The sequence below is a fragment of the Nocardioides ungokensis genome (genome assembly GCF_013466985.1).
Classification (GTDB): domain Bacteria; phylum Actinomycetota; class Actinomycetes; order Propionibacteriales; family Nocardioidaceae; genus Nocardioides; species Nocardioides ungokensis.
This window is the reverse complement of sequence record NZ_CP059164.1, coordinates 4,448,394-4,473,127: the sequence shown is the minus strand read 5'-3', so window position 1 is coordinate 4,473,127 and position 24,734 is coordinate 4,448,394. Positions and strand designations below refer to the sequence as shown.

The following is a 24,734-nucleotide window of genomic DNA, read 5'->3' as shown; positions in this document are numbered from 1 at the left end:
CCCATGATCACGAGACTCCTGGTCGCCAATCGCGGCGAGATCGCCCGCCGGGTCTTCGCGACCTGCCGCCGGCTCGGCATCGAGACCGTGGCCGTGCACTCCGACGTGGACGCCGGGCTGCCGTTCGTCCGGGAGGCGGACGCCGCCGTACGCCTGCCCGGCAACAGCCCGGCCGAGACCTACCTCGACGCCGCGCTCGTCCTCGAGGCCGCCCGCCGGACGGGGGCGGACGCGATCCACCCCGGCTACGGGTTCCTCTCCGAGAACGCCGCCTTCGCCCGCGCCGTCATCGACGCCGGCCTGATCTGGGTCGGCCCCGAGCCCGAGTCGATCGAGCAGATGGGCTCCAAGGTCGAGTCCAAGAAGCTGATGGACGCCGCGGGTGTCCCGGTGCTCGGCAACCTCACCCTGGAGACCGCCACCGACGACCACCTGCCGCTGCTGGTGAAGGCGTCCGCGGGCGGTGGTGGGCGCGGCATGCGGATCGTGCGTGCCCTGGCCGACCTGCCCGGCGAGATCGAGAAGGCCTCGGCCGAGGCGGAATCGGCGTTCGGCGACGGCACGGTCTTCGTCGAGCCGTACGTCGAGCACGGTCGGCACGTCGAGGTTCAGGTCGTCGGCCACGCCCACGGCGTCCTGGTGCTGGGGGAGCGCGACTGCTCCATCCAGCGCCGCCACCAGAAGGTCATCGAGGAGACCCCGGCGCCGAACCTGCCCGCGGCGACCCGGGCCGCCCTCCACGAGGCGGCCAGGGCCGCGGCCGCGGCGATCGACTACCGCGGGGCCGGCACGGTCGAGTTCCTGTACGACGCCGCGGCGGACCGGTTCTTCTTCCTCGAGATGAACACCCGCCTGCAGGTCGAGCACCCCGTCACCGAGCTGGTGCACGGGGTGGACCTCGTCGAGCTCCAGCTGACCGTGGCCGAAGGCCGTCCGCTCGACCCGCACGCGATCGGGGTGACCTACGGCCACGCGGTCGAGGTCCGCGTCTACGCCGAGGACCCGGCCGCGGACTGGCAGCCCCAGAGCGGGCTGCTCACGCTGGTCGACGTCCCGGGCGTCAGCGCGGAGTTCGACCTGCTCAACCGACCAGGCATCCGGGTGGACGCTGGGTTCGAGAGCGGCAGCGAGGTGTCGACGCACTACGACGCGATGCTGGCCAAGGTGATCGCCTGGGCACCGACCCGCGAGGAGGCAACCCGCCGGCTCACGGCCGCGCTGGGCCGCGCACGGCTCCACGGCCCGGCCACCAACCGCGACCTCCTCGTACGGGTGCTGCGCTCCCCGCAGTTCCTGGCCGGGGACGTGAGCACCGACTTCTTCGACCGCACCGGCACAGTCGATCCGCCCGAGGGTTTCGACAGGGTCGGGGAGGCGACCGCGGCCGCGATCGCGTCGGCGGAACGGACCCGCACCGGCCGGACCGTCCAGCACGGCATCCCCGTCGCGTGGCGCAACGTGGTCTCACAGCCACAGCGGACAACCTTCGAGAGCGACGGCCGCGAGCTCGAGGTCGCGTGGTTCGGCGGCCGCGACGGATACACCGTCGACGGGTTCACCGTGGTCTCCGCCAGCTCGACCACGGTCGTCCTCGAGGAGGGCGGCGTGCGGACGTCATACGAAGTGAGCGTCCCGGGCCACGATTCGCATGACGTCCACGTCGACTCCCCGCGCGGCCATGTCCGGTTGACCCGCACGCCGCGCTTCGTGGACCCGGCCGAGCAGGTGGCCAGCGGCAGCCTGCTCGCGCCCATGCCGGGCACGGTCGTCAGCGTCGCGGTCGAGGCCGGCCAGCAGGTCGAGGCCGGGCAGCCGGTGCTGGTGCTCGAGGCGATGAAGATGCAGCACACGGTGAGCGCGCCGACAGCCGGCGTCGTCACCGAGATCGACGTGAAGCCCGGTGCACAGGTCGCGGCCGGGGAGGTCCTGGCAGTACTGGAGGAATGATGAACGCGTTCACCGAGTCCGAGGAGCGCCGGGAGCTCCGCAAGCAGGTTGCCCGGCTGGCGGGCAAGTACGGCCGCGAGTGGTTCACCGAGAGGGCCCGGGACGGCGAGAAGACCACCGACCTGTGGCTCGAGATCGGCAAGAACGGCTACCTCGGCATCAACATCCCCGAGGAGTACGGCGGCGGTGGCGGCGGGATCGGCGACATCGCGGCCGTGTGCGAGGAGCTGGCCGCGCAGGGCTGCCCGCTGCTGCTCATGGTGGTCAGCCCGGCCATCTGCGGCACCATCATCAGCCGCTACGGCACCGACGAGCAGAAGCAGCGCTGGCTGCCCGGCATCTGCGACGGCACCGGGACGATGGCCTTTGCGATCACCGAGCCCGACGCCGGCACCAACTCCCACAACATCACCACCACCGCCCACAAGGACGGCGACGGATGGGTCCTCAACGGCCGCAAGATCTACATCTCCGGCGTCGACGAGGCCGACAACGTGCTCGTGGTCGCGCGGACCGAGGCTCTGTCACCAACGGGGGAGCGGACCGGCAAGCTCAAGCCGTGCCTGTTCGTGGTGCCGACCGACGCCGAGGGCTTCGAGGCGAAGCCGATCCCGATGGAGATCGTCAGCCCGGAGCTGCAGTTCCAGGTCTTCATCGACGACGTCCACCTGCCCGCGGACGCGCTCGTCGGTGACGAGGACGGCGGCCTGGTGCAGCTGTTCGCCGGGCTCAACCCCGAGCGGATCATGGCCGCGTCGTTCTCGACCGGCCTGGCACGCTTCGCGCTGGACCGCGCCACGGCGTACGCCAAGGAGCGCACGGTCTTCAAGGACGCCATCGGCAGCCACCAGGCGATCGCGCACCCGCTGGCCCAGTCGCACATCGAGATCGAGCTGGCGCGGTTGATGACCCAGAAGGCCGCCGCGCTCTACGACGCCGGCGACGACATGGGCGCCGGCGAGGCCGCCAACATGGCGAAGTACGCCGCCGCCGAGGCCGCCTGCGACGCGGCCGACCGGGCCGTGCAGACCCACGGCGGCAACGGCATCACCCAGGAGTACGGCATGGCCGGCCTGCTGGTCGCGACCCGCGCCGGCCGGATCGCGCCGGTGAGCCGCGAGATGATCCTCAACTTCGTCTCGATGCACTCCCTCGGCCTGCCGAAGTCGTACTGACGCGTTCCCCACGCGGACGACCGGTAACGTGTTCGCGTGGGGACAGTGTCCGACCGCCTTGATCGCGGCCAGCGTCAGTTCCCCCCGCTGTCCATCCCGATCGCGGTGGTCTACAAGTACTTCGACGACCAGGGCAACTACCTCGCCGCGATCCTGACGTACTACGCGTTCATCGCGATCTTCCCGCTGCTGCTGCTGGCCTCCAGCATCCTCGGCTTCGTGCTGCAGGGCCGTCCCGAGCTCCAGCAGGAGGTGCTGAGCTCGACGCTGAGCCAGTTCCCGATCATCGGCGACCAGCTCGGCCGGCCCGAGGGCCTGCAGGGCTCGACCGCCGGCGTCGTCGTGGGTGCGCTGGCCGCGCTCTACGGCGCGCTCGGCCTGGGCACCGCGATCCAGAACGCGATGAACGTGGCCTGGTCGGTGCCGCGCAACAGCCGACCCAACCCGATCCTGCTGCGGCTCAAGAGCCTGCTGCTGCTGGTCACCGCCGGCGCCGCGGTGGTGACCGTGACGGTGCTGTCCACGCTCGTCAGCCGGACCTCCGTGATCGACGGCTCGCTCAACGTCTGGCTGAGCTGGCTGGTCCAGATCCTCACGGTGGTCGTGATCGGGCTGATCCTCACGCTGCTCTTCCGGGTGGCAGCCGCGCGCCGGCACAGCTGGCGCAGCGCGGCGCCCGGCGCGTTCACGCTCGCGGTGCTCTGGCAGCTGCTGCAGTACCTCGGCGCCTGGTACGTCACCCACGTGCTCGGCGAGACCAGCTCGATGAACAAGACCTTCGCCCTGGTCCTCGGCCTGATCGGTCTGCTCTACGTGGGCGCGGTGATGGGCATGCTGGGGATCGAGGTCAACGTCGTCCTGGCCCGGCGCCTGTGGCCGCGCGCGCTGCTCACGCCGTTCACCGACTCGGTCGACCTGACCGAGGCCGACCGCCGGGCCTACACGTTCTACGCCCGGGCCCAGCGGCACAAGGGGTTCGAGAACGTCGAGGTCACCTTCGACGACCTGCCCGTGATCGAGGCCCCCGTGAACACCGACTCAGCCGAGCAGCCGGGCCCGGAGCCGCGCTAGGTCCTCGTCGTCCAGCCCCAGGCCCACGGTGAGGTAGCCCTCCAGCGAGCCGTACGCCGCGGTCGCGGCGTCGTACGCCGTTCGCAGGTAGCGCTCGTCGGCGACCAGCACCCGCTCGTAGACCTCGACCGCGTCCGGGCCGAGCGCGGTCTCGGCCATCGTCAGGTAGCGGGCGCGGCTGGCGCGGGCCAGCTCGTTGGTCAGCAGGTAGTCGGCCAGCACCAGGTCGTCGTCGACGCCGGCCACGTGGAGCAGGAGCGCGGCGGCCCAGCCGGTGCGGTCCTTGCCGGCGGTGCAGTGGATGAGCTGCGGGCCCTCGGTGTCCGCGAGGCGGCGCAGCAGCAGCCCGAAGCCGGAGCGCGACGACTCGTGCTCGACGAAGCCCCGGTAGACCCGGGTCATCAACGCCTCCGCCTCGGCGAGGTCCTCGAGCCCGGCGACCTCCTCGGGCGGGATGCCCAGCACGTCGACGTGGTGCCAGGCCGCTCCCGGCAGGACCGCGTCGGGGTGGGCGGCGACCTCCTCGGCCGTGCGCAGGTCGTGGACCGCGGTGAGCCCGAGCCCGACCAGGGCGAGGACGTCCTCGTCGTCGAGCATCAGCTCGTTGGAGCGGAAGAAGACTCCCCGCCGCACGGCCACGCCGTGCCGGGTCGGGTAGCCGGGGCCGGCGACGTCACGGAAGTTGTCGGCCGAGGCCAGCAGCAGCGGTCGCACGCACGAAGGATACGAGGCGCCGCCCAACGCGATCGGGGCGGCGCCCAGGGGCCACCCCACGCGTCACCGCAGCGGTACGAACCGGTAGCTCCCGTGCCGTGAGGTGTCGACCCGGCCCTCCGCATCGGTCACGAGCAGCACCATCCAGCCGGCCACGGGGATCACCAGCCGGCCCTCCGGCGCGAGCTGGTCGAGCAGCTGGGCCGGTAGCCTTCGCGCCGCCGCCGAGACCAGGATCCGGTCGTACGGCGCGTGGCCCGGCACGCCGAGCACCCCCGGCTCGGCGGCCACGATCCGCGCCCAGGGCTGGCCGGTCCGGGCGAGGTTGGCCGCACCGAACTCCACGAGGCCCGGCTCGAGCTCGACCCCGACGACCTCGCCTCCGGGGCCGGTCAGGTGCGCGAGCAGCGCGGTCGTCCAGCCCGATCCCGACCCGACGTCGAGGACGCGCTGGCCGGGGCGCACCTCGAGCAGGCGCAGCATGTCCCGCACCGTCCGCGGCTGGGAGTTGGTCTGGCCGTGCCCGATGTCGAGCGGGCCGTCGAAGCCGGCCCGGCCGCGCAGCCCCGCCGGCAGGAAACCGGTGCGGGGAACCACCCGGAACGCCTCGTCGACGGGGTCCATGCACCCCATTGAAGCGCGGAGCCGGCGTGGATCAGGCCCGGCCCCGCTTCGGCGGCAGCGGGAAGAACATCGAGGTGCGGGCGGCGTACTCGGGGTAGCCGGGCCGCTTCATCATCGTGCGCTCGAGCAGGCGGGCCCCGGTCGCGAAGACCAGGAACCAGGTCATCGCCACCGGCGCGAGCACGGTCAGCAGGCCCGGCAGCCACCCGGAGGCGAGCCCGCCCGCGAGCCACAGCCCCCACCACACGCAGGCGTCGCCGAAGTAGTTGGGGTGGCGGGTCCAGCCCCACAGCCCGCGGTCCATGACCGGGCCGCGGTCGGGGTCCTTCTTGTACGCCGCGAGCTGCGCGTCGCCGGTGGCCTCGAAGACGACCCCGACCAGCCACAGGACGCAGCCGGCCACCACGACCGGCCACCAGGACACCTGCCGGGCGGCGGCCACCTGCACGGGCAGGGAGATGAACCACATCGCCGCGCCCTGGACCACGAACACCTTGCGGACTGCGACCCCGAAGCCGACCTCGCGGACCGGGCCGCCCAGGAGCTGCTCGTAACGCGGGTCCTCACCGGCCCCCACGGCCCGGCGGCGGATGTGCCAGGCGAGACGGAGACCCCACGTCGCCACCAGCACCGGCAGCAGCCACCGCCGGGTCGCGTCCCCGTCGCCGACGAGCGCGGTGATGACGGCGATCGCGACGAAGCCGAGTCCCCAGGCGACGTCCACGACCGCCACCCGACCGATCGCCCGGGCGATGAGCGCGGTCACGGTCATCACGACCGCAGCGGTCAGCAGCCCGACCGCGAGGACCGTCAGCACGTCACCAGCCCCGGACGGGCGGCAGGTCGTGCGGCCTGCCGGGCCGCACCATCAGGATCTGGTCCACGCCCATCCGGCCGTCGCGGAAGGCCATCGCCCCGCCGACGAGGTAGAGGCGCCAGACGCGGACGACCTCCTCGCCCACGAGGTCGGTGAGCCGGCCGAGGTTGGCCTCGAAGCGCTCGAGCCAGCCCGCCACCGTCAGCACGTAGTGCTCGCGCAGGGCGTGGACGTCGCGCACCTCGAGCCCCCCGCGCTCCAGGTGCGCGACGGTCTCGCCGACGGGCCGCATGTACATGTCCGGCGCGATGAACGACTCGATGAACGGGCCACCGCCGGGCCACTTGCCGGTGCGGGACATCTGCTGGACCAGCACCCGTCCCCCGGGGCGCACCGAGCGGCGCAGCACCTCGGCGTACGTCGGGTAGTTCCTCTCGCCGACGTGCTCGCCCATCTCGATCGAGCCGACCGCGTCGAAGTGGTCGCGCTCGGGGACCTCGCGGTAGTCCTGCAGCCGGATCTCCACCCGGTCGCCCAGGCCGCGCTCGGCGATGCGGGCGTCGATGAACTTCTTCTGCTCGGCCGCGATCGTCACGCCGGTGACCTGCGCTCCGAAGTGCTGGGCGCGTGCAGCGACAGCGAGCCCCAGCCGCAGCCCACGTCGAGCAGGGTCCGGCCGGGTCCGAGGTCGAGCTTGCGGCAACCAGGTCGAGCTTGGCCCGCTGGGCCTGCTCCAGGCTCACGTCCGGCGACTCGTGGTAGCCGCAGGAGTAGGCCATCGACTCCTCGAGGATCAGCGAGTAGAACTCGTTGGAGAGGTCGTAGTGGTGGCTGATCGCCCGCCGGTCACGCAGCGCGCTGTGGAGGCGGCCCCGGATCCGGGCCTGGGAGGCCGGGGGAGCGGGCGGCCTGCCCACCAGCCCGAGCCCGAGGGCCGTGCGCAGCGCCTGCGCGAGCGCAGCCGCCGAGGGTCGGGACCCCGCCAGTCCCCGCTCGCGGGCGACCGAGAACGCATGGGTCAGGGCGGAGTCGAGGTCCCATTCGTCCTCCCGCGGCACCTCGAGCTCACCGGTGACGTAGGCCTGGGCGGCGCCGAGCTCCCCCGGGTGCCACAGCAGCCGGCGTACGGCGTCGGGCGAGCGCAGCTCGACCACCGGCGCACCCGCCGGGCCGGCCTCGGAGCCGTCCCAGGCCCGCAGCCGCACCGGCAGGTCGCCGCCCACGAAGGGGCGCAGGGCCTCCGCCAGACGGTCGGCCACCCCGTCGGTGGTGGGGGTGCCGCCGTGGGTGCTCGGGTCTGTCGAGACGGTGCTGGTCACAGGTCCTCCGGTCGGGCGAAGGTCAGCTGGTTGACGTCGATGTAGCCGGAGGCGAAGCCGGCACGGGAGTACTCCAGGTAGAAGTGCCACATCCGGCGGAACGTCTCGTCGAAGCCGAGCGCGCGCACCTGCTCGGAGGCCGCGAGGAACGCGTCGTCCCAACGCCGCAGCGTCTCGGCGTAGTGGGCGCCCATCGAGAGCCGGTCGGTGATCCGCAGGCCGGTGCGGCGGCGGGTGATCTGGTCGATCACCTCGACCGAGGGCAGGAAGCCGCCCGGGAAGATGTACTTGTTGATCCACGTGTAGGTGTTGCGGGTCGCCAGCATCCGGTCGTGCGGCATCGTGATCGCCTGGATCGCGACCTTGCCGCCGGGCGCGAGCACCCGGTCGATCGTCTCGAAGTATGTCGACCAGTACTGGTGGCCGACCGCCTCGATCATCTCGACCGAGAGGACTGCGTCGTAGCTCCCCGTCACCTCGCGGTAGTCGCAGAGCTCGACCTCGACGAGGTGGCTGAGCCCGGCCGCGGCGATCCGCTCGTCGGCGAGCGCCTTCTGCTCGCTCGACAACGTGATCGTGTGCACCCGGGCGCCGCGTCGGGCGGCGTGGATGGCGAGCTCGCCCCAGCCGGAGCCGATCTCCAGCACGCGCGTCCCCTCACCGACGTCGGCCTGGTCGAGCAGCCGCTCGATCTTGCGGGTCTGGGCCTCGCGCAGGTCCGCCTGCCCGTCGATCCCGCCGTCGATCCCACCGTCGCTCCCGGTGGGGAAGAGCGCCGAGGAGTAGCTCAGCCCCGGGTCCAGGAACAGCTGGAAGAGGTCGTTGGACAGGTCGTAGTGGTGGGCGATGTTGCCGCGGGTGTTGCGCTGGGTGTTGCGGTGCCGCCTCGGCGTCCGGGGGACGACGACCGCGCGCAGCCGCTGCAGCGCGTCGGGGACCAGGTGCTGGATCTCGGCGGCCAGCACGGTGAGGAAGCCCGACAGGTCCTCGGCGTCCCAGGCGCCGGTCAGGTAGGACTCGCCGAAGCCGATCAGGCCCTGGCGTCCCACCCGGGCGAAGAACTCGTCGGGGCGGTGCACGGTCATCACCGGGCCGCCGCGCCCGTACGCCGCGGTGTGGCCGTCGGAGGGGTCGCCCGTGGTCGAGCCGGTCACCAGTACCACGGTCACGGGGAGGCGGCGTACCGCGGAGATGAAGAGCTGCCGGGCGACCTTCGCGGAGACGGCGGCACGCGGACCCGTCGGGACGGTCGCGAGGTCCGGCCAGGTGGCGGCCTCGAGGCGGGTCGGGGTCAGGGTCATGCTCAGACACCTTCCTGGTGGTGGTGCGGCCGTGGCTGCACCGGCAGTCGGCGCGCCCACAGCCAGATGCCGTGGGCGCGGATGAGGAACGAGCCGCGCAGGGCGGCGGGGGCGGCGCGCAGCGCCTGGGTCCGGGCCTGGACCCGGGTGCCGCGGCGCCCGGTGCCGGTGCGCAGGCCGGTGAGGGACGCGGTGAAGACCGCGCCGTCGTCGGTGCGCAGCGCGACGGCGACGTGCAGGCGCTCGTCCGGGACGGGGACGGTGAGGTCGTAGGTGCCGTCGGTGCCGTGGAAGGGCGAGACGTACATCGCCTTCTCCGTGGTTGCGCGGCCCCGCTCGTCGGGGTGCACCAGGTAGGCGTGCCGGTCGCCGTAGGTGTTGTGCACCTCGACCACGGTGGCGGCGAGGTCGCCGTCGGCGGCGAAGCACCAGAACACGCTGATCGGGTTGAAGCAGTGGCCGAAGGCGCGCGGGTGCGCCGCCATCAGCACCCGCTCGGCCGCGAGCCCGTGGTCGGCCAGGAAGGCGTCGAGGTTGGCGCGGATCGAGCGGCCCGGGTCGCCGAGGTGGTCGCGTCCCTCGAACCTGGCCAGCAGCCCGTGGTCGGGCAGCTCGTCGAGGTCGACGAGCCAGGTGTGCGACTTGTGCTCGAAGGTGCGCCGGAACGGCGTGCGCCGGGTGTGCCGGATCGTCGTCGCGTACACGCCGGTGGTCGCACGAGCCGCCGGGGCGTCGGCCCACGTGAGACCGAGCCGCTCGGCCGCCTCGACGCCGGAGCGCGCGCCGTCCTCGTGGAAGCCCCAGCCGTGGTAGGCGCCGGCGAAGGCGAGCCGGTCGGTGCCGATCCCGGGCAGCCGGCGCTGGGCGGCGACCGACTCGGGGGTGTAGAGCGGGTGCTCGTACTCCATCCGGTCCAGCACGGTGGCGGGGTCGACGAGGTGCTCGCCACCGAGCGTGACGAGGTAGCGGGTGTCGGTGCCGAGCCGCTGCAGGCGGGTCAGGTCGTAGGTGACCGTCACGTGGCCGAGGGCCTCGCGGGGGCGCAGGAAGTTCCACGACGCCCAGGCGTTGCGGGCGCGCGGCATCAGCGAGGTGTCCGTGTGCAGCAGCGCGGTGTTGGCCGAGTACGGCATCGCGCCGAGGACCTCGCGCTGCTCGCCGGTCGGCTCGGCCAGCATCGCCAGCGCGTGGCCCGGGTGCGTGGCGACCACGACCGCGTCGTACGTCGCCACCTCGCCGTTGCCGTCGGTGACCTCGACCCCGGTCGGGGTCTCGAGGACCGAGGTGACCTTGGTGCCGGTGCGGACCTCCTGCAGCCCGGCCGCGACGCGCTCGACGTAGGTCCGCGAGCCGCCGGTGACCGTGCGCCACTGCGGCGAGCCGAAGACCTGCAGCATGCCGTGGTGCTGGAGGAACGCGAAGAGGTAGCGCGCCGGGTAGTCGAGCGCCAGCCCCGGGTCGCACGACCAGACGGCCGCGACCACGGGCTCCATGAAGTGGCGGGTGAAGTACGCCGTGAATCCGCCCGCGTGCAGGAACTCCCGCAGCGTCACGTCCTCCCCGTCGGTCGCCAGCAGACGGCGGGCGCGCCGGTGGAAGCGCGGGATCTCGGTGAGCATCCGCAGGTAGGCCGGCCGGGACAGGTTGTCGCGGGTCGGGAAAATACCGCGGCGGCCGAGCGCTCCGGCCCACTCCAGACCGGAGTCGTCGTCGCGGATCGACATCGACATGTCGGAGTCCTGGGTCTCGACGCCGAGCTCGGCGAAGAGGCGCAGCAGGGTCGGGTAGGTGCGCTCGTTGTGGACGATGAAGCCGGTGTCGATCGCGAGCGGGCCGTCCGCGCCGTCGACGAGGTGCGTGTCGGCGTGCCCGCCGAGCCGCTCGTCGGCCTCGTAGAGGGTCACGTGGGCGGCCCGTGCCGCGACGTGGGCAGCGGTCAGGCCGGCGACCCCGGATCCGATGACGGCGACCCGGCGGGGAGCAGTGGTCCGCATCAGGCGTTCTCGAGGTTGAAGAGGGCGACAGGATCGGAGGTGGGGACCTTGGAGCCGCCGGCGGGCTCGACGGTGATCCCGGCGCCGGTGGCGTGCGAGACGTTCCCGTCGAGGACGACGGTGGAGTCGGCGGCGGTCATCAGGCCGCCGGGGACCGGCACCATGCCCTTGTCGGCGTCATTGAGCCACATCTCGTAGACCTTCCCGGCGGGCAGCGGGGGCAGGCCCTCGGTGCTCACGACGAGCTGGTTCAACGACCTGGAGGCGATGATCGTCGCCTCGCCCCCGTCGACCTTGCGGGTCACCGTCACCGCGTCGGGCGCGTTGCGGACCCGGTCGGCCGCGCTGGTGACCGGACCCTGGCCGGACTCGTCGGTCCACGGGTGCCACGCGACGCCACCGGCGCCGAGGACGGCCACGACGGCCGCCGCGGCGACCAGCGGCGCGAGCCAGCGGCGCCGGCTGCGGGAGCCACCGGGCTCCGCAGACGGCTCGCTGTCGGCCGCGCGAACGATCGGGGGGAGGGGCCGCACGGTGGCGACTTCGGCGAGGATGCGGTCGCGCAGGGCGCCCGGAGGCTCGGCGGTGGTCGTCTCGGGAGCAGGCCGGCGGCCTCGCGGAGGCTGTCGACCTCGGCCCGGCACTCGCCGCACTCGGCGAGGTGGCGCTCGAACCGGGCCCGCTCGATGTCGTCGAGGGCATCGATGGCGTAGGCGCCGGACAGCGCGTGGATGTCGCTGGTCATGCCGCTCCCACTCCCATCGCGTCTCGTAGTCTGATCAATCCGTCCCGGATCCGGGTCTTGGCGGTGCCGAGCGGCAGGTCCAGCATCGTCGCCACCTCCGTGTGTGAGTACCCCCCGAAGTAGGCCAGCTCCAGGGCCTCACGCTGCACCTCGGTGAGGTTCTGCAGCGCCCCCCGGACCCGGCGCGCCTCGAGCGAGGCCTCGGCGGCCTCGGCCGTGGAGTCGTGATCGACCGGCTGGTTCTCCTGGTGGTAGGTCACGTCCCGTCGGGACGCGGCCTCGGCCGACCGGACCCGGTCGACCGCCTTGCGGTGCACGATCGTCAGCACCCAGGACAGGGCGCTCCCGCGGTCCGGGTCGAACCGCGAGGCGGTCCGCCAGATGTCGAGGTAGGCCTCCTGGGTGACCTCCTCGGCCTGGGCCGGGTCACGCACCACCCGCAGGGCGAGCCCGTAGGCGCGGCGGGAGGTCGCGTCGTACAACGCGGCGAAGGCGCCCTGGTCTCCGCGACTCGAGAGCCTGAGCAGCTCGCCGAGCGCGGGAGCCCCCGGTGCCCCCTCCGAGGAGGAGGCGCCGGGGCTCACGGGCCGGATCTGGTCCACAGTGATGATCCTTGCGCACTCACCTGAAAGGTAAACCGGTCAGGAGGGCATCAGGACGGAGTCGATGACGTACACCGTCGCGTTGGCCGTCGGGATGTTGCCGCACAGGACCTTGGCGCCGTCCACGGTCATGCCGCTCGTGTCGCCCTTGACCGTGACCTGGTCCTTGGCGAGCGTGTCGTGGGTGCCGTCGATCTGGTCGGGGCTGAGCTGGCCGGCGATCACGTGGTGGGTCAGGATCTTGGTCAGCGTGGCCTTGTCCTTGAGGACCGCGTTGAGGTCCTTGGACGGGATCTTGGCGAACGCGTCGTCGGTCGGCGCGAACACGGTGAGCGCGTCGGCGGAGTTCAGGGTGTCGACGAGGCCGGCCTTGGTCACCGCGGCGACCAGGGTCTTCAGCAGCGGGTTGGCGCTGGCGGCCGAGGCGACCGGGGCGGTGGCCATGCCGTTGAACGAGCCGCCACCCGAGCTCGGGATGGCCGAGCAGCCAGGACCGAAGGTCTGGGCGCCGGCGTCCATCGAGGAGTCCGAGCTCTTCGCCATGCTCGGGACTTCGAGCCCGTGTCGGTGGCCGCGTTGCTCGAGTCGTCACTGCCGCAGGCCGCGAGGCCGAACGGAACGGTGAGGGCCAGGGCGGCGATTCCGGCGGCGCGGCGGGCGTTGGTGCGCTTCATGAGGGTGACCTTCCGATTGTGTGGCTTACGGGAGGTGTTCGCCGCCGGGCAGCGGGCGGATTTGGTCCGATCCCGAATTTTCCTCGACGGGCGGTTCGCCCAGAGGTCCCCACGGGACGCGGCACTTCGCCTCTGGCTGCTGCGCGGGGCCCGGCGAAGGCTCGACAGGGACGGCCGTGGGCGATCAGGAGCCCGGCCGCACCCCCACCGCTCGAGGAGCCCCGTCATGGCGCAGTACCTCCTGGAAGTCGCCTACACCCCCGAGTCCTGGGCCAAGCAGGTCCGGGACCAGGCCAACGTGCTCGACCGGATCGAGCCGCTCGTCGACTCGTGCGGCGGACGCATCGAGAGCCTGTTCTACGCGTTCGGCGACTACGACCTGGTCGGCATCGCCGACTTCTCGACCCCCGAGGGAGCCGCCGCGTTCTCGCTCGCCGCGACCGCGGGTGGGGCCGTGAAGTCGTTCCGTACGACCCCGCTGCTGACCATCGACCAGGGCATCTCCGCGATGGCCCGCGCGCACGAGTCGGCCTCGCTCTACCAGCCGCCGGTCGACAGCCCGGCGCGTCAGGCGTAGCGGTGCCTAGGAGACCGTGACGACGATCGACTGGATGCCGCTGGAGCCGTCCGGGAACGGCGTCGCCCGCGCGGCCGTCTGCTCCTCCTTGCGGCCGTCGACGGCGCGGACGGCCAGCGTGTGCTGGCCCTTCTCGGCGCTCCACGGCAGGTACCACTGGCGCCAGTAGTCCTGGCCCGCCGAAGGGCCGAGCCGTGCCTCCTCCCAGCCACCACCGTCGATGCGGACCTCGACCTTCGCCACGCCCCCCTCGTGCTGCGCCCAGGCGACGCCGCCGATGACTGTGCGGCCGGCGTCGATCGTGGACAGCGGCTTGGGGTGTCGATCCGGCTGGAGAGCTTGATCGGGGCGTCCGTCGCCCAGTCGCGCTGGGTCCAGTAGGCGTCCTTCTCGGCGTAGGTCGTCAGCGTCATCCGGGTGATCCACTTGGTGGCGCTCACGAAGCCGTAGAGGCCGGGGACGACCATGCGGGCGGGGAAGCCGTGCTCCTGCGGCAGCGCCTCGCCGTTCATGCCGACGGCGATCATCGCGTCGCGGCCGTCGGTCGCGAGGTCGAGCGGGGTGCTGATGGTCATCCCGTCCACGTCGGTGCTGAGGATCTGGTCGGCCTTGGTGTTCCCGATGCCGGCCCGGTCGAGCAGGTCCTTGAGAGGTACGCCGAGCCAGCGTGCGGCCCCGACGTACCTGCCACCGATGTCGTTGGAGACGCACGTGAGCGTGATGTCGCGCTCGATCAGGTCCATGGCCAGGAGGTCGTCGAAGCTGAAGCTCACCTCACGGTCGACGTCACCGTCGATCGTCAGGCTCCAGCCGCCGAGGCTGACGATGGGGAGCGTGAGCCGGGTGTCGACGCGGTAGAAGTCGCCGTTGCGGGTCCGGAACGCCGTGATGCCGGGGACCTTGTCGTCGAGCCCGGCCGGGAAGACCGGGGCGGGGTCGGCGGCCGCGGGCAGGTCGACGTTCTCCGGGCGGGTCCGGTAGGAGGTGATCCAGCGGCCGGCCCCGCCCATCACCACGGCGGCCGCCGCGAGGGCGCCGCTCGCGACGAGGAGGCCGCGGCGGCCGGTGCCGGTCCCGGGGTCCTCGGCCGGGGTGCGGTCCGGGGTCCGGTCCGGGGCGGCGCGGACCAGCCAGGCGAGCGCGGCGACGCCGGTGACAGCGGCGGCGATGCTGGGCACCAGGTCGGCGAACCCGGCCGTCGGCCGGCTCAGGGCGGCCGCGCCGGCGACCGCCACCAGGACCACCAGCAGCCCGGCGCCGTAGGCGAAGCGACGCAGGGTCAGCAGGCCCGCGACCGCCGCGAGCAGCAGCACGCCCACGAGGACCGAGCCGACCAGGACCGTCTTGTCGTTGGTGCCGAAGTGGGCGATCGCCCACTCCTTGAGCGGGGTGGGGGTCAGGTCGATGACCGTGGAGCCGACCGCCAGCACGGGTGACGCCGCAGGCTCGGTGAGCGAGGCGACCAGGTGTCCGGCCGCGACCCCGACGATGGTCGCGAGCACGCCGAACCAGGCATGGAGCAGTCGTCTCGTCATGACCGGTGTTCGGAGCGGCGACCGGTCCGGATGGCCGTGCGGCAGGATGTGGCGCATGTCTGACGCAGCAGAGACCGAGCTCGTCCACTACGGCGCGACCGGCGCCGTCGCGACCCTCACCCTCGACTCCCAGCACAACCGCAACGCGCTGTCCCGCCGGCTGGTGACCGAGCTGTTCGCCGGACTGGAGCGCGCGGAGGCCGACGACGACGTCCGCGTCGTGCTGATCCGGGCCGAGGGCAGGGTCTTCTGCTCGGGGGCCGACCTCTCCGAGGCCACCGCCGGTGGCATGGACGAGGGCGCGCGACGCATCGTCGAGCTGCAGCGCCTCATCGCGACCATGGACAAGCCCGTCGTCACCCGGCTGCACGGTGCCGTGCGCGCCGGCGGGATCGGCATCGTCGCCGCCTCGGACATCGCGATCGCGGCCGAGGAGGCCACCTTCGCGCTCACCGAGGTCAAGCTGGGCCTGGCCGCGGCGATCATCTCGCTGACCGTGCACCACCGGATGAACCCCCGGGCAGCGGCGCTGACCACGCTCGGGGGCGAGGTGTTCACCGGGCGCGACGCCGCGGCGTACGGCCTGGTCACGACGGCGGTGGCCGCCGACGAGCTCGACGCCGAGGTGGAGCGGGTCTGCGCGTCGCTCGCCACCGGCGCCCCGCAGGGGCTGCGCGAGTCCAAGCGCATCCTCAACCGCGACCTGGTCGCCCGGATCGACGCCCACGGCGACGAGATGGCCGAGCTCAGCGCCCGGCTCTTCGCCTCCGACGCCGCCCGCGAGGCGATGACGGCCTTCCTGTCGCGGAAGAAGTAGCGGGCACCGGGCAACCATCGGCGGTGGCCACCGGGTCGGACCCGGTATGACTGCACTGGCAGGGGGACCGGTGACCGATCCACGGACGGACGGGCCGACGAGCCGCGTCGACTTCGACGAGTTCGTGGCGGCGCGCTCCAGCGGGCTGCTCCGCACGGCGTACCTGCTCACCCACGACCACGCGCTCGCCGAGGACCTCCTCCAGACGGCGCTGACCAAGGCGTGGTTCGCGTGGGGCCGGATCGACGGCCACCCCGAGCCCTACGTACGCCGGATCCTGGTCAACACCTATGCGACCTGGTGGCGGCGCCGCTGGAACGGCGAGCTCGCCACCGAGGAGCTGCCGGAGACACAGTCCGGTGACGGCGCCGGCGCCAGCGACTCCGGCCACGACCTGTGGACGGCCATGGAGCGGCTGCCCAAGCGGCAGCGCGCCGTGGTGGTGCTGCGCTACTTCGAGGACCTCACCGAGACCGAGACCGCCCGCCTGATGGGCTGCTCGGTCGGGACGGTCAAGAGCCAGACCAGCAAGGCCCTCGCCAAGCTGCGGATCGACCCGGCGCTGGCCGTCGAGAAGGAGGACCTGCGATGAGCACCACCGACGACCTGCGCAGCACCCTGGACCGCCACGCCTCCGGGCTCGCCGACCACGACCTCCACGTCCGGCCGGTCGCGGTCCACGAACGGATCCGCGTCGCGCGCAATCGACGTCGTGGTGCCGTGGGCGGTGTCGCGGCTGCCGTCGTGGGTGCCGTGGTGCTCACGCTCACGCTCTCCCTCGACGGTGGGCGGCAGGCACCGGTGGCGGACCGGCACCTGGCGGGCCACGTGGCCCCGAGGACGATGAGCTCGCTCGGCTACACGTTCACGTTCGCCCACGGGCAGCAGGGCGACGGCAAGGTCCGGCTCCATCTCGCCCCCTCTCCTGAGCCGCGCCTGGTCAGCTGGGCGACCTCGGGCGCGGACCACGAGGTCACGCTGCGGGGCGTCGACGAGAAGCCTCGCGCCGTCACCTCCGACGACTTCGGCGACTTCGTGCGCGTGCCGCCCCAGCAGGACGGCACCATCACCGTCACCGGTGATGGTGAGGTCGCCCTGGCGACGTACGACCTGACCGAGGCGGCCCCCGGCGACACGAAGGACGGGATCACCTTCCGCGACGACGTGGCCGGCCAGCGGCTGCTCGCCGACGCGATCGGCGACCCCGGCCAGGCGGACATCAGCTTCGACCTGTCGACCGAGGGTGGCGCGCTCCCGATGTCGTACCTGTGCTCGGCAGGCCCCGAGGACGCCTGGCTCCACATCACGGTGAACGGTCGCGGGACGGTCTTCGGTGGTGGGTGCGACGACTCACTCTTCGACCCGGCCGGCAGCGGCGGCGTCACCAGCTACCCCAAGGCCGCCGAGGCCCGGTCGATGCACGTGCGCATGTGGGTGACCCACGGGCAGAAGGGCAGGATCGTCGACGACCCCGACCTCCGCATCGCGGTGGGTGCGTACGCCCCGGCGCCCTCGGTGGGCCGCCTGGCGGGGTGGCCGGTCACGGCGACGGCCGAGTACGACGGTCACCTCTGGCGGCTGGTGGACACCGAGCCGGGGGCGCCGGGCGACCGCGAGCTCGAGGTGCGCGGCGTCCCCGGCCAGGAGACGCTGGTCAAGATGAGCTTCGCCCGCACCGGCCCGGGCGTGGTCCGGACGCTCGAGAACGGTGGGCCGGGGCTCTCCTCGTTCTCCGCAGGCGGCTCCGGGTCGACCGAGGCCGTGATCCCGGCGACGGGCGGCAGCGTGGGCCTGCGGGCGAGCGGCCACCGCCTGCGCGACGATCTCCAGCTCGGCCTGGCGAGGTACGTCCGCGCCGACTGAGCCGGTGCCCGAGTGGTCGGGCCGTCAGGTCGCGTTGCCGGTTGGGGGGATTCCCGGCACCGGCTCCGGACCGAGCGGGTAGGCTTGTCGACTCGCCAGTCCGCGGGTGCGGACGGGCCATGGGGGATGTTTCAGGGTCTGAGGGGATCGGTCGTTGTCTGAAGAGCTCGTCGAGAACGAGGTCGCCCGCGAGCAGGCCTTCGTGGACAGGGTTTACGTGCAGCTCGCCACGTCGGCGAAGGCTGCCCAGGAGCTGGCGCGGGAGGGTCACGGTCGTGGCCGGCTGGGCCACGAGGGTGGCCTGGTCGAGCGCGACGCCATGGTGTTCCAGGCCGCGAAGCGGATCGCGCAGCTCGACGCCGCGCACGAGGGGCTGGTCTTCGGCCGGCTCGACCTGTCCGCCGACCTCGACCCCGAGCCGCGCTACGTCGGCCGGATCGGGCTGCGTGACGACAACCGCGACTCGCTGCTGATCGACTGGCGGGCCCCCGCGGCCGCGGTGTTCTACCAGGCCACGGCCGCCGAGCCGCACGGCGTCGTGCGCCGCCGGGTGCTGCGCTGCGCCGGGGCGACGGTCGTGGGGGTCGAGGACGAGCTCCTCGACGCCGACGAGCTCGAGCGTTCGGGGGCGGACCTGCCGATCATCGGAGAGGGCGCGCTGATGGCTCAGCTGTCCCGCGCCCGCGACCGGTCCATGCACTCGATCGTCGCGACCATCCAGGCCGAGCAGGACAAGGCGATCCGCGCGCCCGGCAAGGGTGTGGTCGCGATCTCGGGCGGTCCCGGCACCGGCAAGACGGTCGTGGCGCTGCACCGCGCGGCGTTCCTGCTCTACACCGACCGGCGTCGCTACGAGGGCGGCGGCGTGCTCATCGTCGGTCCCAGCGGCGTCTTCATGCGCTACATCGAGCGGGTGCTGCCCTCCCTCGGCGAGACCGCGGTCGCGCTGCGCAGCCTCGGCGAGGTGGTCGACGGCGTCCGTGCGACCCGCCACGACGAGCCGGCGGTCGCCGACGTGAAGGGCTCGGAGCGGATGGCCGAGCTGATGCGGCGTACGGCGCGGCAGCAGGCGCCGGGCAGCCCCCAGGAGTTCCGGGTGTTCTGGCGCGACGACACGATCGTGCTCGACCGCGGCCTGCTCGGCCGGCTGCGCCGCCAGCTGATGTCGCAGGGCCGGCGCAACCGCCAGTTGCCACGGGTCGCCCACACCCTGCTCGACGCGATGTGGCGCCAGGTGCGCGGCGAGCGCGGCCGCGAACGCGGGCGCGAGGCCTTCAACGACGAGATGCTGTCCCACCAGCCGTTCGTCGACTTCGCCGTGGCCTGGTGGCCGCCGCTCGACGCCCCGCAGGTGCTGTCGTGGCTGCGCGAGCCGGAGTTCCTCTCCCGCGTCGGCGACGGTGTCGTGAGCGCCGAGGAGCAGCGGCTGCTGTCCAAGTCGTGGAGCGGTGACGGCTCCCTCTCGGTCGAGGACGTGCCGCTGCTCGACGAGCTGCGCTACGCGCTCGGCGACGTGCCCGCCAAGACCGAGGACGAGCGCGACCTCGACGACTCCTCGCTGCTCGAGGGCGGCGTCGACATGCAGGAGCTGCTGACGGCGGCCGACCGGGAGTACGCCCCCACGGGGCGCGCCTGGACGCCGCCGACCCACCGCATCGAGGACGACGGCTTCGCCCACGTGCTCGTCGACGAGGCGCAGGACCTCACGCCGATGCAGTGGCGGATGGTCGGCCGCCGCGGACGCACCGCGTCGTGGACGATCGTCGGGGACCCCGCGCAGTCGTCCTGGCCCGTGCCCGCCGAGTCCGCCGCCGCGCGGGCCGCCGCGACCGAGGGCAAGGACGTCCACGAGTTCCACCTCTCGACCAACTACCGCAACTCCTCGGAGATCTACGCCCACGCCGCGGCGTACGCCGAGCGGGTGGGCCTCGACGCCGACCTGCCCACCGCGGTGCGCTCCACCGGCGTGGAGCCGGTCGTGCTCACCGGGGTCGCCGACCTCGAGAGCACCACCCGCGCGGCGGTCGCGGAGGTCGCGGGCCAGGTCGGGGGGACCGTCGGCATCGTGGTGCCCGTCGCCCGGCGCTCGGAGGTCAACGCCTGGCTGGCGTCGTGGCCGGAGTTCGCCCAGGACGCCTCGGGCGCCCGCGCCGCGGTCGACTCCTCGGTCACGCCGTCCGGCGAGGACCGGATCGTGGTGCTCACCGGCCTCGACACCAAGGGCCTGGAGTTCGACGGCATCGTGGTCGTCCGGCCGCAGGAGATCGAGGACGAGTCGGCCACCGGCCGGGCCACGCTCTACGTCGTGCTCACCCGCGCGACGCAGCTGCTGACCACGATCAGCTGACGCTGCTCCCGGTCGCGTGCCTGGCGACGCGGTAGTGGACCAGCAGCGACCCCGACGGGGTGGCGGCGCTCGACACGAGCTCGAGGGAGAACGGCGGGGTGCCCTCGGGGACCAGCCGTCGCCCCGCGCCGGCGACCCGTGGCGCGACGACGAGCCGGAGGTCGTCGACGAGCCCGGCGGCCAGCAGCGAGGCGGTGAGGGTCAGGCTGCCGTGGAGACCGATGTCGCCGCCCTCCCCGTCACGGAGCGCCTCGACGGCGGAGAGGACGTCGCCCTCGATGGCGTGCGCGTGGGGCCACGTACCCGGCAGGGCCGACGACGTCGCGACGAGCTTCTCGACCGAGTTGATGAAGTCCGCGAAGGGCTGGATGTCGGAGCTCGGCCAGAACCGGGCCCACTCGTCGTGCATCCCGCGGCCGAGCAGGACCGTGGTCTGGGACCCGATGACGTCGGCGAGGTCGGCGTCCATCGCCTCGTCCCAGTCGAGCACGAACTCGTCGGGGTCCTGGGCCACCCCGTCGAGCGACACCAGCATGTAGGCCACGACCCTGCGCATCTCTCCACCTCTCCTCGGCCTGTCCACGGGCTGTCACGGGTTGGACCGTGCGGGCGGCCCGGACTCATCGCACTAGGCTTCGCGCATGTCCTCCACGACCGATGCCCGGGCCGCGATCGAGGCGCTCCAGGGGCACGAGGCGTGGGCGATCATCCGCCGCTCGACCCGGGCGGGCGACCGCGACACGGTCGGCCTCGTGGGCGGCCGGAGGCACGTCGTCGAGTCGATCCTCGACGTCCCGCTGGAGCAGGGCGTGCCCGATGACGGGCACATCGCCGACCGCCTGGTGGGGATCCCGTTCCGCCAGGTGCGCGAGCGCGGCTTCGAGGCGCACGACGACGGCACCCCGCTGGTGGTGGTCGACGTCGAGACCGAGCGGGAGTTCTCCGTCGCCGAGGTGATCGAGGCGATCGACGACACCGGGATCGAGTTCGCCGACCGCGGCGGCTTCGACATCGACGACCACGACTACGGCAAGCTCGTCGGGTCGATCATCGAGGACGAGATCGGCCAGGGCGAGGGCGCCAACCTGGTGATCGGGCGCCACTACCGCGCCACGGTCGCCGACTGGGGCCGCGACAAGGCGCTCACCGTCTTCCGCCGGCTGCTCGAGCGCGAGCGCGGCGCGTACTGGACCTTCGTGTTCTTCACCGGGGACCGGTACCTCATCGGCGCCAGCCCCGAGCGGCACGTGTCCATCCACGGCGGCGACGTGCGGATGAACCCGATCAGCGGCACCTTCCGGATCCCCCGCGACGGCGACGTGAAGGCTCAGCTCCTCGACTTCCTCCACGACGAGAAGGAGATCTACGAGCTCTTCATGGTCGTCGACGAGGAGCTGAAGATGATGTGCGACATCTGCAACGAGGGCGGCCAGGTGCTCGGCCCGTTCCTCAAGCCGATGAGCCGCCTCGTCCACACCGAGTACCTCCTCGCCGGCCGCACCAGCCGCGACCCCCGCGAGGTCCTGCGCGACACGATGTACGCCGCCACCGTGACCGGGTCGCCGGTCGAGAACGCCTGCCGGCTGATCACCCAGTACGAGTCCGAGGGGCGTGGCTACTACGGCGCCGCGCTGGCCGTCCTGGGCCGCGACCCGGTCGGTGGGCCGGTCGTCGACAGCCCGATCGTGATCCGCACCGCGGACGTCGACCTCGACGGCAACCTCACCGTGACGGCCGGCGCGACGCTGGTGCGCGACTCCGACCCGGCGTACGAGGTCGCCGAGACGCACGCCAAGGCCGGGGGGATCCTCAGCGCCTTCGGGCTGGTGCCGCCCGCGCCGGCTCCCGGTGCGAACGTGGCCGAGCTGGTCAGCGACGAGGACGTGCTGCTGGCGCTCAACGCGCGCAACCGCCGGCTGTCGAGGTTCTGGCTGACCGACCAGGGTGGCTCGGCTCCCGACCCCAGGCTGGCGGGCAGGTCGGCGGTGATCCTCGACGGCGAGGACGACTTCGTGAACATGCTGCGCCACCTGCTCGGCGTGCTCGGGATGACCAGCACCGTCGTCCGGCACGAGGAGTACGTCGAGGGAGCCCTGGACGGCTTCGACCTCGTCATCGTCGGGCCGGGTCCCGGTGACCCACGCGACGGCGACGACCCCAAGATGGCCCGGCTGCGCGCGGCCGTGGCGCGCCTGCTGGAGCAGGGCCGGCCGTTCCTGGCGGTCTGCCTGGGACACCAGGCGCTGTGCCACCAGCTCGGGATCCCGCTCGCCTACAAGGACATCGTCTTCCAGGGCACCCAGTCGCCGGTCTCGATCGACGGCCGTACCGAGCGGGTGGGGTTCTACAACACCTTCGTCGGACGGGTCGCCGTGGACGCGGCCACGACGGCCGGCCTCCCGGAGGGCGTCTCGGTCGAGGCCGACCCCGAGTCCGGCGACGTGCACCTCGTGCGCGGGCCGCACTACCGCGGCATCCAGTTCCACGCGGAGTCGATCCTGACCGAGAACGGCTACGACCTGGTCCACGACCTGGTGAGCGACCTGCTTCTCGACCGCTAGGTTGGGCCGGTGGTCGCACCGGACGTGGTCGTCGTGGACCACCACGACTCCTACACCTGGAACCTCGTCCACCTCGTCGCCGCCGTGACCGGTGTGCTGCCGACCGTCGTGCAGCACGACGAGGTGTCCGCCGACGAGGTCCTGCGGCACTCGCACGTCGTGCTGTCGCCGGGGCCGGGGCATCCCGCCGTGACCGCCGACTTCGCGGTCGGCCGCGAGGTGCTGCTGGCCGCCACCCGTCCGGTGCTGGGTGTCTGCCTGGGCATGCAGGGCCTGGTGACGTCGTACGGCGGCACCGTGGACCGGGTGCTGCCCGCCCACGGCGAGGTGGCAGCGGTCCAGCACGACGGCCGCGGCGTCTTCCGCGGGCTGCCGCAGGGCTTCGAGGTGGTGCGCTACCACTCGCTGGCCGCGGTGGTGGTGCCCGAGAGCCTGGAGGTCTCGGCCCGCTGCGTCGGCGAGGACGGCGCGGACGTGGTGATGGGGGTGCGGCACCGGTCGTTGCCGCTCGAGGGCGTGCAGTTCCACCCCGAGTCGGTCCTCTCGGCGCACGGTGCGGCCCTGGTCGCGAACTTCCTGGAGCTGTCGTGAGCGACCCGGTCGGCTGGTTCCGCGAGGTCGCGTCGACCCACCCGCGCTGCTTCTGGCTGGACGGGGGCGGGGCCCGCGAGTGGTCGGGCCGGCGGTCGCTGGTCGGCTGGCTGGAGCCCGACGACGTGTCGCTGACCTACGACGCCTCGCGGCGCGAGGTGCGCCGGCACGCCGGTGGCCGGACGGAGGTCGTGGGTGACGACGTCTTCGCCGTCCTCGAGCGCGAGATCGCGGCGGGCGATGCCGGTGACCAGTGGTTCGGCTACCTCGGCTACGCCGCGCGCCCGGACCTGCCCGCGGCCAGCGACCCCGGCGGCCTGCCCGACGCGGTGTGGATGCGGCCCAGCCAGGTCAGGCTGTTCGACCACGGGCTCGTGGACCGGGAGTCCCGTCCGGCCGTCGGGCTGCCTCCCGTCGCGGAGGTGCCCGACTCCTACGCCGAGGCGTTCGCCCGGGTCCAGGAGGAGCTGCACGCGGGCAACACCTACGAGGTCAACCTGACCTACCGGCTGGCCCGGCAGAGCGACCTGGACCCGGTGTCGGCGTACCTCCGGCTGCGCGAGCTCAACCCCGCGCCGTACGCCGGCTTCCTCCAGCACGACCTGCCCGGACACCGCGCCTGGCTGCTGAGCTCCTCCCCGGAGCGGTACGCACTGGTGACCGCCGACCGGCACCTGGAGACCAAGCCGATCAAGGGCACGACGCCGCGCGGCGCGACGTCGGGGGAGGACGAGGCGCTGAGGGAGCGGCTGCGCACGGAGCCGAAGTTCCGCAGCGAGAACCTGATGATCCTCGACCTGCTCCGCAACGACCTGTCGATGGTGTGCGAGCCCGGCTCGGTCGAGGTGCCGGTGCTGATGGGGGTGGAGTCCTACGAGACGGTGCACCAGCTGGTCTCGACGGTGCGCGGCCGGCTGCGCGACGACGTCACGACGGTGCGTGCCCTGCACGCCCTGTTCCCGGCCGGGTCGATGACCGGCGCTCCCAAGCTGCGCACGATGTCGGTGATCGACGACGTCGAGTCGACCCCGCGCGGCCCGTACGCCGGCGCCTTCGGCTGGATCGCTGCCGACGGTCGCGCGGACCTCGGTGTGGTGATCCGTTCGCTGACCACCGCCGGCGACGGCACCTGGACCCTCGGCACCGGCGGCGGCATCACGGTCCGCTCCGACCTCGCCGAGGAGTACGCCGAGTCGCGGTGGAAGGCGGAACGGTTGCTGCGGGTCTTCGACGGGTAGGTCAGTGTCCGTCGGACCGGTAACGGTTGCGGAGCCTGTCCCCCATGAAGGCCTGGTGCTCGACGCGTCCGCGGATGTCGTTCGGCCCCTCGTGCCGGTAGGTCGGGTCGGTCGGCGTGCCGCTGCGCCGACGTCCAAGCCACCACCACACGACTGCCGTGGCAACCAGGATCGCGGCCAGGATGATGAACCAGTACATGCCTGCCTCCCTGCCTCACCCCT

At 72.7% G+C, this 24,734-nt stretch carries 22 protein-coding genes and 2 pseudogenes; 11 read left to right on the top strand and 13 right to left on the bottom strand.

What is annotated here, in order from left to right; all coding sequences use genetic code 11:
* Positions 1-3: 3 nt before the first annotated feature.
* The 3 genes from H0S67_RS22180 to H0S67_RS22170 are packed head-to-tail and all read left to right on the top strand — an operon-like array spanning position 4 to position 4,193.
* Positions 4-1,947, top strand: coding sequence for an acetyl/propionyl/methylcrotonyl-CoA carboxylase subunit alpha (locus H0S67_RS22180; RefSeq protein ID WP_180934808.1), 1,944 nt, complete (start codon positions 4-6; stop codon positions 1,945-1,947).
* A complete protein-coding gene (locus tag H0S67_RS22175) occupies positions 1,947-3,122 on the top strand; it encodes an acyl-CoA dehydrogenase family protein (protein ID WP_180934807.1) in 1,176 nt (391 codons plus the stop codon). Before H0S67_RS22180 ends, H0S67_RS22175 begins: the two co-directional genes overlap by 1 nt.
* Before the next feature lie 36 nt (positions 3,123-3,158).
* Complete coding sequence (locus tag H0S67_RS22170) at positions 3,159-4,193, top strand: YihY/virulence factor BrkB family protein (protein WP_180934806.1); 1,035 nt, start codon at positions 3,159-3,161, stop codon at positions 4,191-4,193.
* Here H0S67_RS22170 and H0S67_RS22165 read toward each other — a convergent pair.
* The 10 genes and pseudogenes from H0S67_RS22165 to H0S67_RS22125 all read right to left on the bottom strand — a co-directional run bounded on the left by H0S67_RS22165 (position 4,161) and on the right by H0S67_RS22125 (position 12,852).
* Entirely contained in the window at positions 4,161-4,907 is a 747-nt protein-coding gene (locus H0S67_RS22165; RefSeq protein ID WP_180934805.1) for a tyrosine-protein phosphatase, read from the bottom strand. The genes H0S67_RS22170 and H0S67_RS22165 overlap by 33 nt on opposite strands.
* A gap of 63 nt (positions 4,908-4,970) precedes the next feature.
* On the bottom strand, positions 4,971-5,531 hold the full coding sequence (locus H0S67_RS22160; protein WP_180934804.1) for a protein-L-isoaspartate O-methyltransferase family protein: 561 nt from the start codon (positions 5,529-5,531) through the stop codon (positions 4,971-4,973).
* Positions 5,532-5,562: 31 nt separating this feature from the next.
* The gene (locus H0S67_RS22155; protein ID WP_246354965.1) at positions 5,563-6,348 is read right to left on the bottom strand and encodes a DUF1295 domain-containing protein; all 786 of its coding nucleotides are present in this window, start codon (positions 6,346-6,348) and stop codon (positions 5,563-5,565) included.
* Position 6,349: 1 nt separating this feature from the next.
* A pseudogene (locus tag H0S67_RS22150) lies at positions 6,350-7,265 on the bottom strand (class I SAM-dependent methyltransferase).
* Positions 7,266-7,663: 398 nt separating this feature from the next.
* On the bottom strand, positions 7,664-8,968 hold the full coding sequence (locus tag H0S67_RS22145) for an SAM-dependent methyltransferase (protein WP_180934803.1): 1,305 nt from the start codon (positions 8,966-8,968) through the stop codon (positions 7,664-7,666).
* A 2-nt stretch (positions 8,969-8,970) separates the two neighbouring features.
* Positions 8,971-10,962 (bottom strand): FAD-dependent oxidoreductase, encoded by a 1,992-nt coding sequence (locus tag H0S67_RS22140; protein ID WP_180934802.1) that lies wholly within the window; start codon positions 10,960-10,962, stop codon positions 8,971-8,973.
* Entirely contained in the window at positions 10,962-11,495 is a 534-nt protein-coding gene (locus H0S67_RS26235; RefSeq protein WP_246354964.1) for an anti-sigma factor, read from the bottom strand. Before H0S67_RS26235 ends, H0S67_RS22140 begins: the two co-directional genes overlap by 1 nt.
* Positions 11,496-11,626: 131 nt before the next feature.
* Positions 11,627-11,707: pseudogene (locus tag H0S67_RS28545) on the bottom strand (hypothetical protein); the annotation flags it as partial.
* Positions 11,704-12,309, bottom strand: coding sequence for an ECF RNA polymerase sigma factor SigK (gene sigK, locus H0S67_RS22130; protein WP_180934801.1), 606 nt, complete (start codon positions 12,307-12,309; stop codon positions 11,704-11,706). The pseudogene H0S67_RS28545 and the gene sigK, both read right to left, overlap by 4 nt.
* A 39-nt stretch (positions 12,310-12,348) precedes the next feature.
* Positions 12,349-12,852 carry a fasciclin domain-containing protein gene (locus H0S67_RS22125; protein WP_246354963.1) on the bottom strand — a complete coding sequence of 168 codons (504 nt, stop codon included), beginning with the start codon at positions 12,850-12,852 and terminating at the stop codon, positions 12,349-12,351.
* 357 nt (positions 12,853-13,209) lie between these two features.
* On the opposite strand from H0S67_RS22125, the gene H0S67_RS22120 reads away from it, so the two are divergent.
* Entirely contained in the window at positions 13,210-13,560 is a 351-nt protein-coding gene (locus tag H0S67_RS22120) for a GYD domain-containing protein (protein WP_180934800.1), read from the top strand.
* Here H0S67_RS22120 and H0S67_RS22115 read toward each other — a convergent pair.
* Positions 13,551-15,095 carry a molybdopterin-dependent oxidoreductase gene (locus H0S67_RS22115; protein ID WP_246354962.1) on the bottom strand — a complete coding sequence of 515 codons (1,545 nt, stop codon included), beginning with the start codon at positions 15,093-15,095 and terminating at the stop codon, positions 13,551-13,553. The genes H0S67_RS22120 and H0S67_RS22115 overlap by 10 nt on opposite strands.
* 55 nt (positions 15,096-15,150) lie before the next feature.
* Between H0S67_RS22115 and H0S67_RS22110 the strand changes: the two genes are divergently transcribed.
* The 4 genes from H0S67_RS22110 to H0S67_RS22095 all read left to right on the top strand — a co-directional run bounded on the left by H0S67_RS22110 (position 15,151) and on the right by H0S67_RS22095 (position 20,122).
* On the top strand, positions 15,151-15,912 hold the full coding sequence (locus H0S67_RS22110) for an enoyl-CoA hydratase-related protein (RefSeq protein WP_180934799.1): 762 nt from the start codon (positions 15,151-15,153) through the stop codon (positions 15,910-15,912).
* 70 nt (positions 15,913-15,982) lie between these two features.
* On the top strand, positions 15,983-16,504 hold the full coding sequence (locus tag H0S67_RS22105; RefSeq protein WP_246354961.1) for a SigE family RNA polymerase sigma factor: 522 nt from the start codon (positions 15,983-15,985) through the stop codon (positions 16,502-16,504).
* Positions 16,501-17,775 (top strand): hypothetical protein, encoded by a 1,275-nt coding sequence (locus H0S67_RS22100; RefSeq protein WP_180934797.1) that lies wholly within the window; start codon positions 16,501-16,503, stop codon positions 17,773-17,775. Before H0S67_RS22105 ends, H0S67_RS22100 begins: the two co-directional genes overlap by 4 nt.
* A 154-nt stretch (positions 17,776-17,929) precedes the next feature.
* Positions 17,930-20,122, top strand: coding sequence for a HelD family protein (locus H0S67_RS22095; RefSeq protein WP_180934796.1), 2,193 nt, complete (start codon positions 17,930-17,932; stop codon positions 20,120-20,122).
* On the opposite strand, the gene H0S67_RS22090 is transcribed toward H0S67_RS22095, so the two are convergent.
* Positions 20,115-20,678, bottom strand: coding sequence for a dihydrofolate reductase family protein (locus H0S67_RS22090; protein WP_180934795.1), 564 nt, complete (start codon positions 20,676-20,678; stop codon positions 20,115-20,117). The genes H0S67_RS22095 and H0S67_RS22090 overlap by 8 nt on opposite strands.
* 85 nt (positions 20,679-20,763) lie before the next feature.
* Between H0S67_RS22090 and H0S67_RS22085 the strand changes: the two genes are divergently transcribed.
* The 3 genes from H0S67_RS22085 to H0S67_RS22075 are packed head-to-tail and all read left to right on the top strand — an operon-like array spanning position 20,764 to position 24,512.
* A complete protein-coding gene (locus H0S67_RS22085; protein WP_180934794.1) occupies positions 20,764-22,683 on the top strand; it encodes an anthranilate synthase family protein in 1,920 nt (639 codons plus the stop codon).
* Between the two features lie 9 nt (positions 22,684-22,692).
* Positions 22,693-23,274, top strand: a complete 582-nt coding sequence (locus H0S67_RS22080; RefSeq protein ID WP_180934793.1) for an anthranilate synthase component II — start codon at positions 22,693-22,695, stop codon at positions 23,272-23,274.
* A complete protein-coding gene (locus H0S67_RS22075; protein WP_180934792.1) occupies positions 23,271-24,512 on the top strand; it encodes an anthranilate synthase component I family protein in 1,242 nt (413 codons plus the stop codon). Before H0S67_RS22080 ends, H0S67_RS22075 begins: the two co-directional genes overlap by 4 nt.
* 1 nt (position 24,513) lies before the next feature.
* On the opposite strand, the gene H0S67_RS22070 is transcribed toward H0S67_RS22075, so the two are convergent.
* Positions 24,514-24,711 (bottom strand): hypothetical protein, encoded by a 198-nt coding sequence (locus H0S67_RS22070; RefSeq protein ID WP_180934791.1) that lies wholly within the window; start codon positions 24,709-24,711, stop codon positions 24,514-24,516.
* Positions 24,712-24,734: the final 23 nt, after the last annotated feature.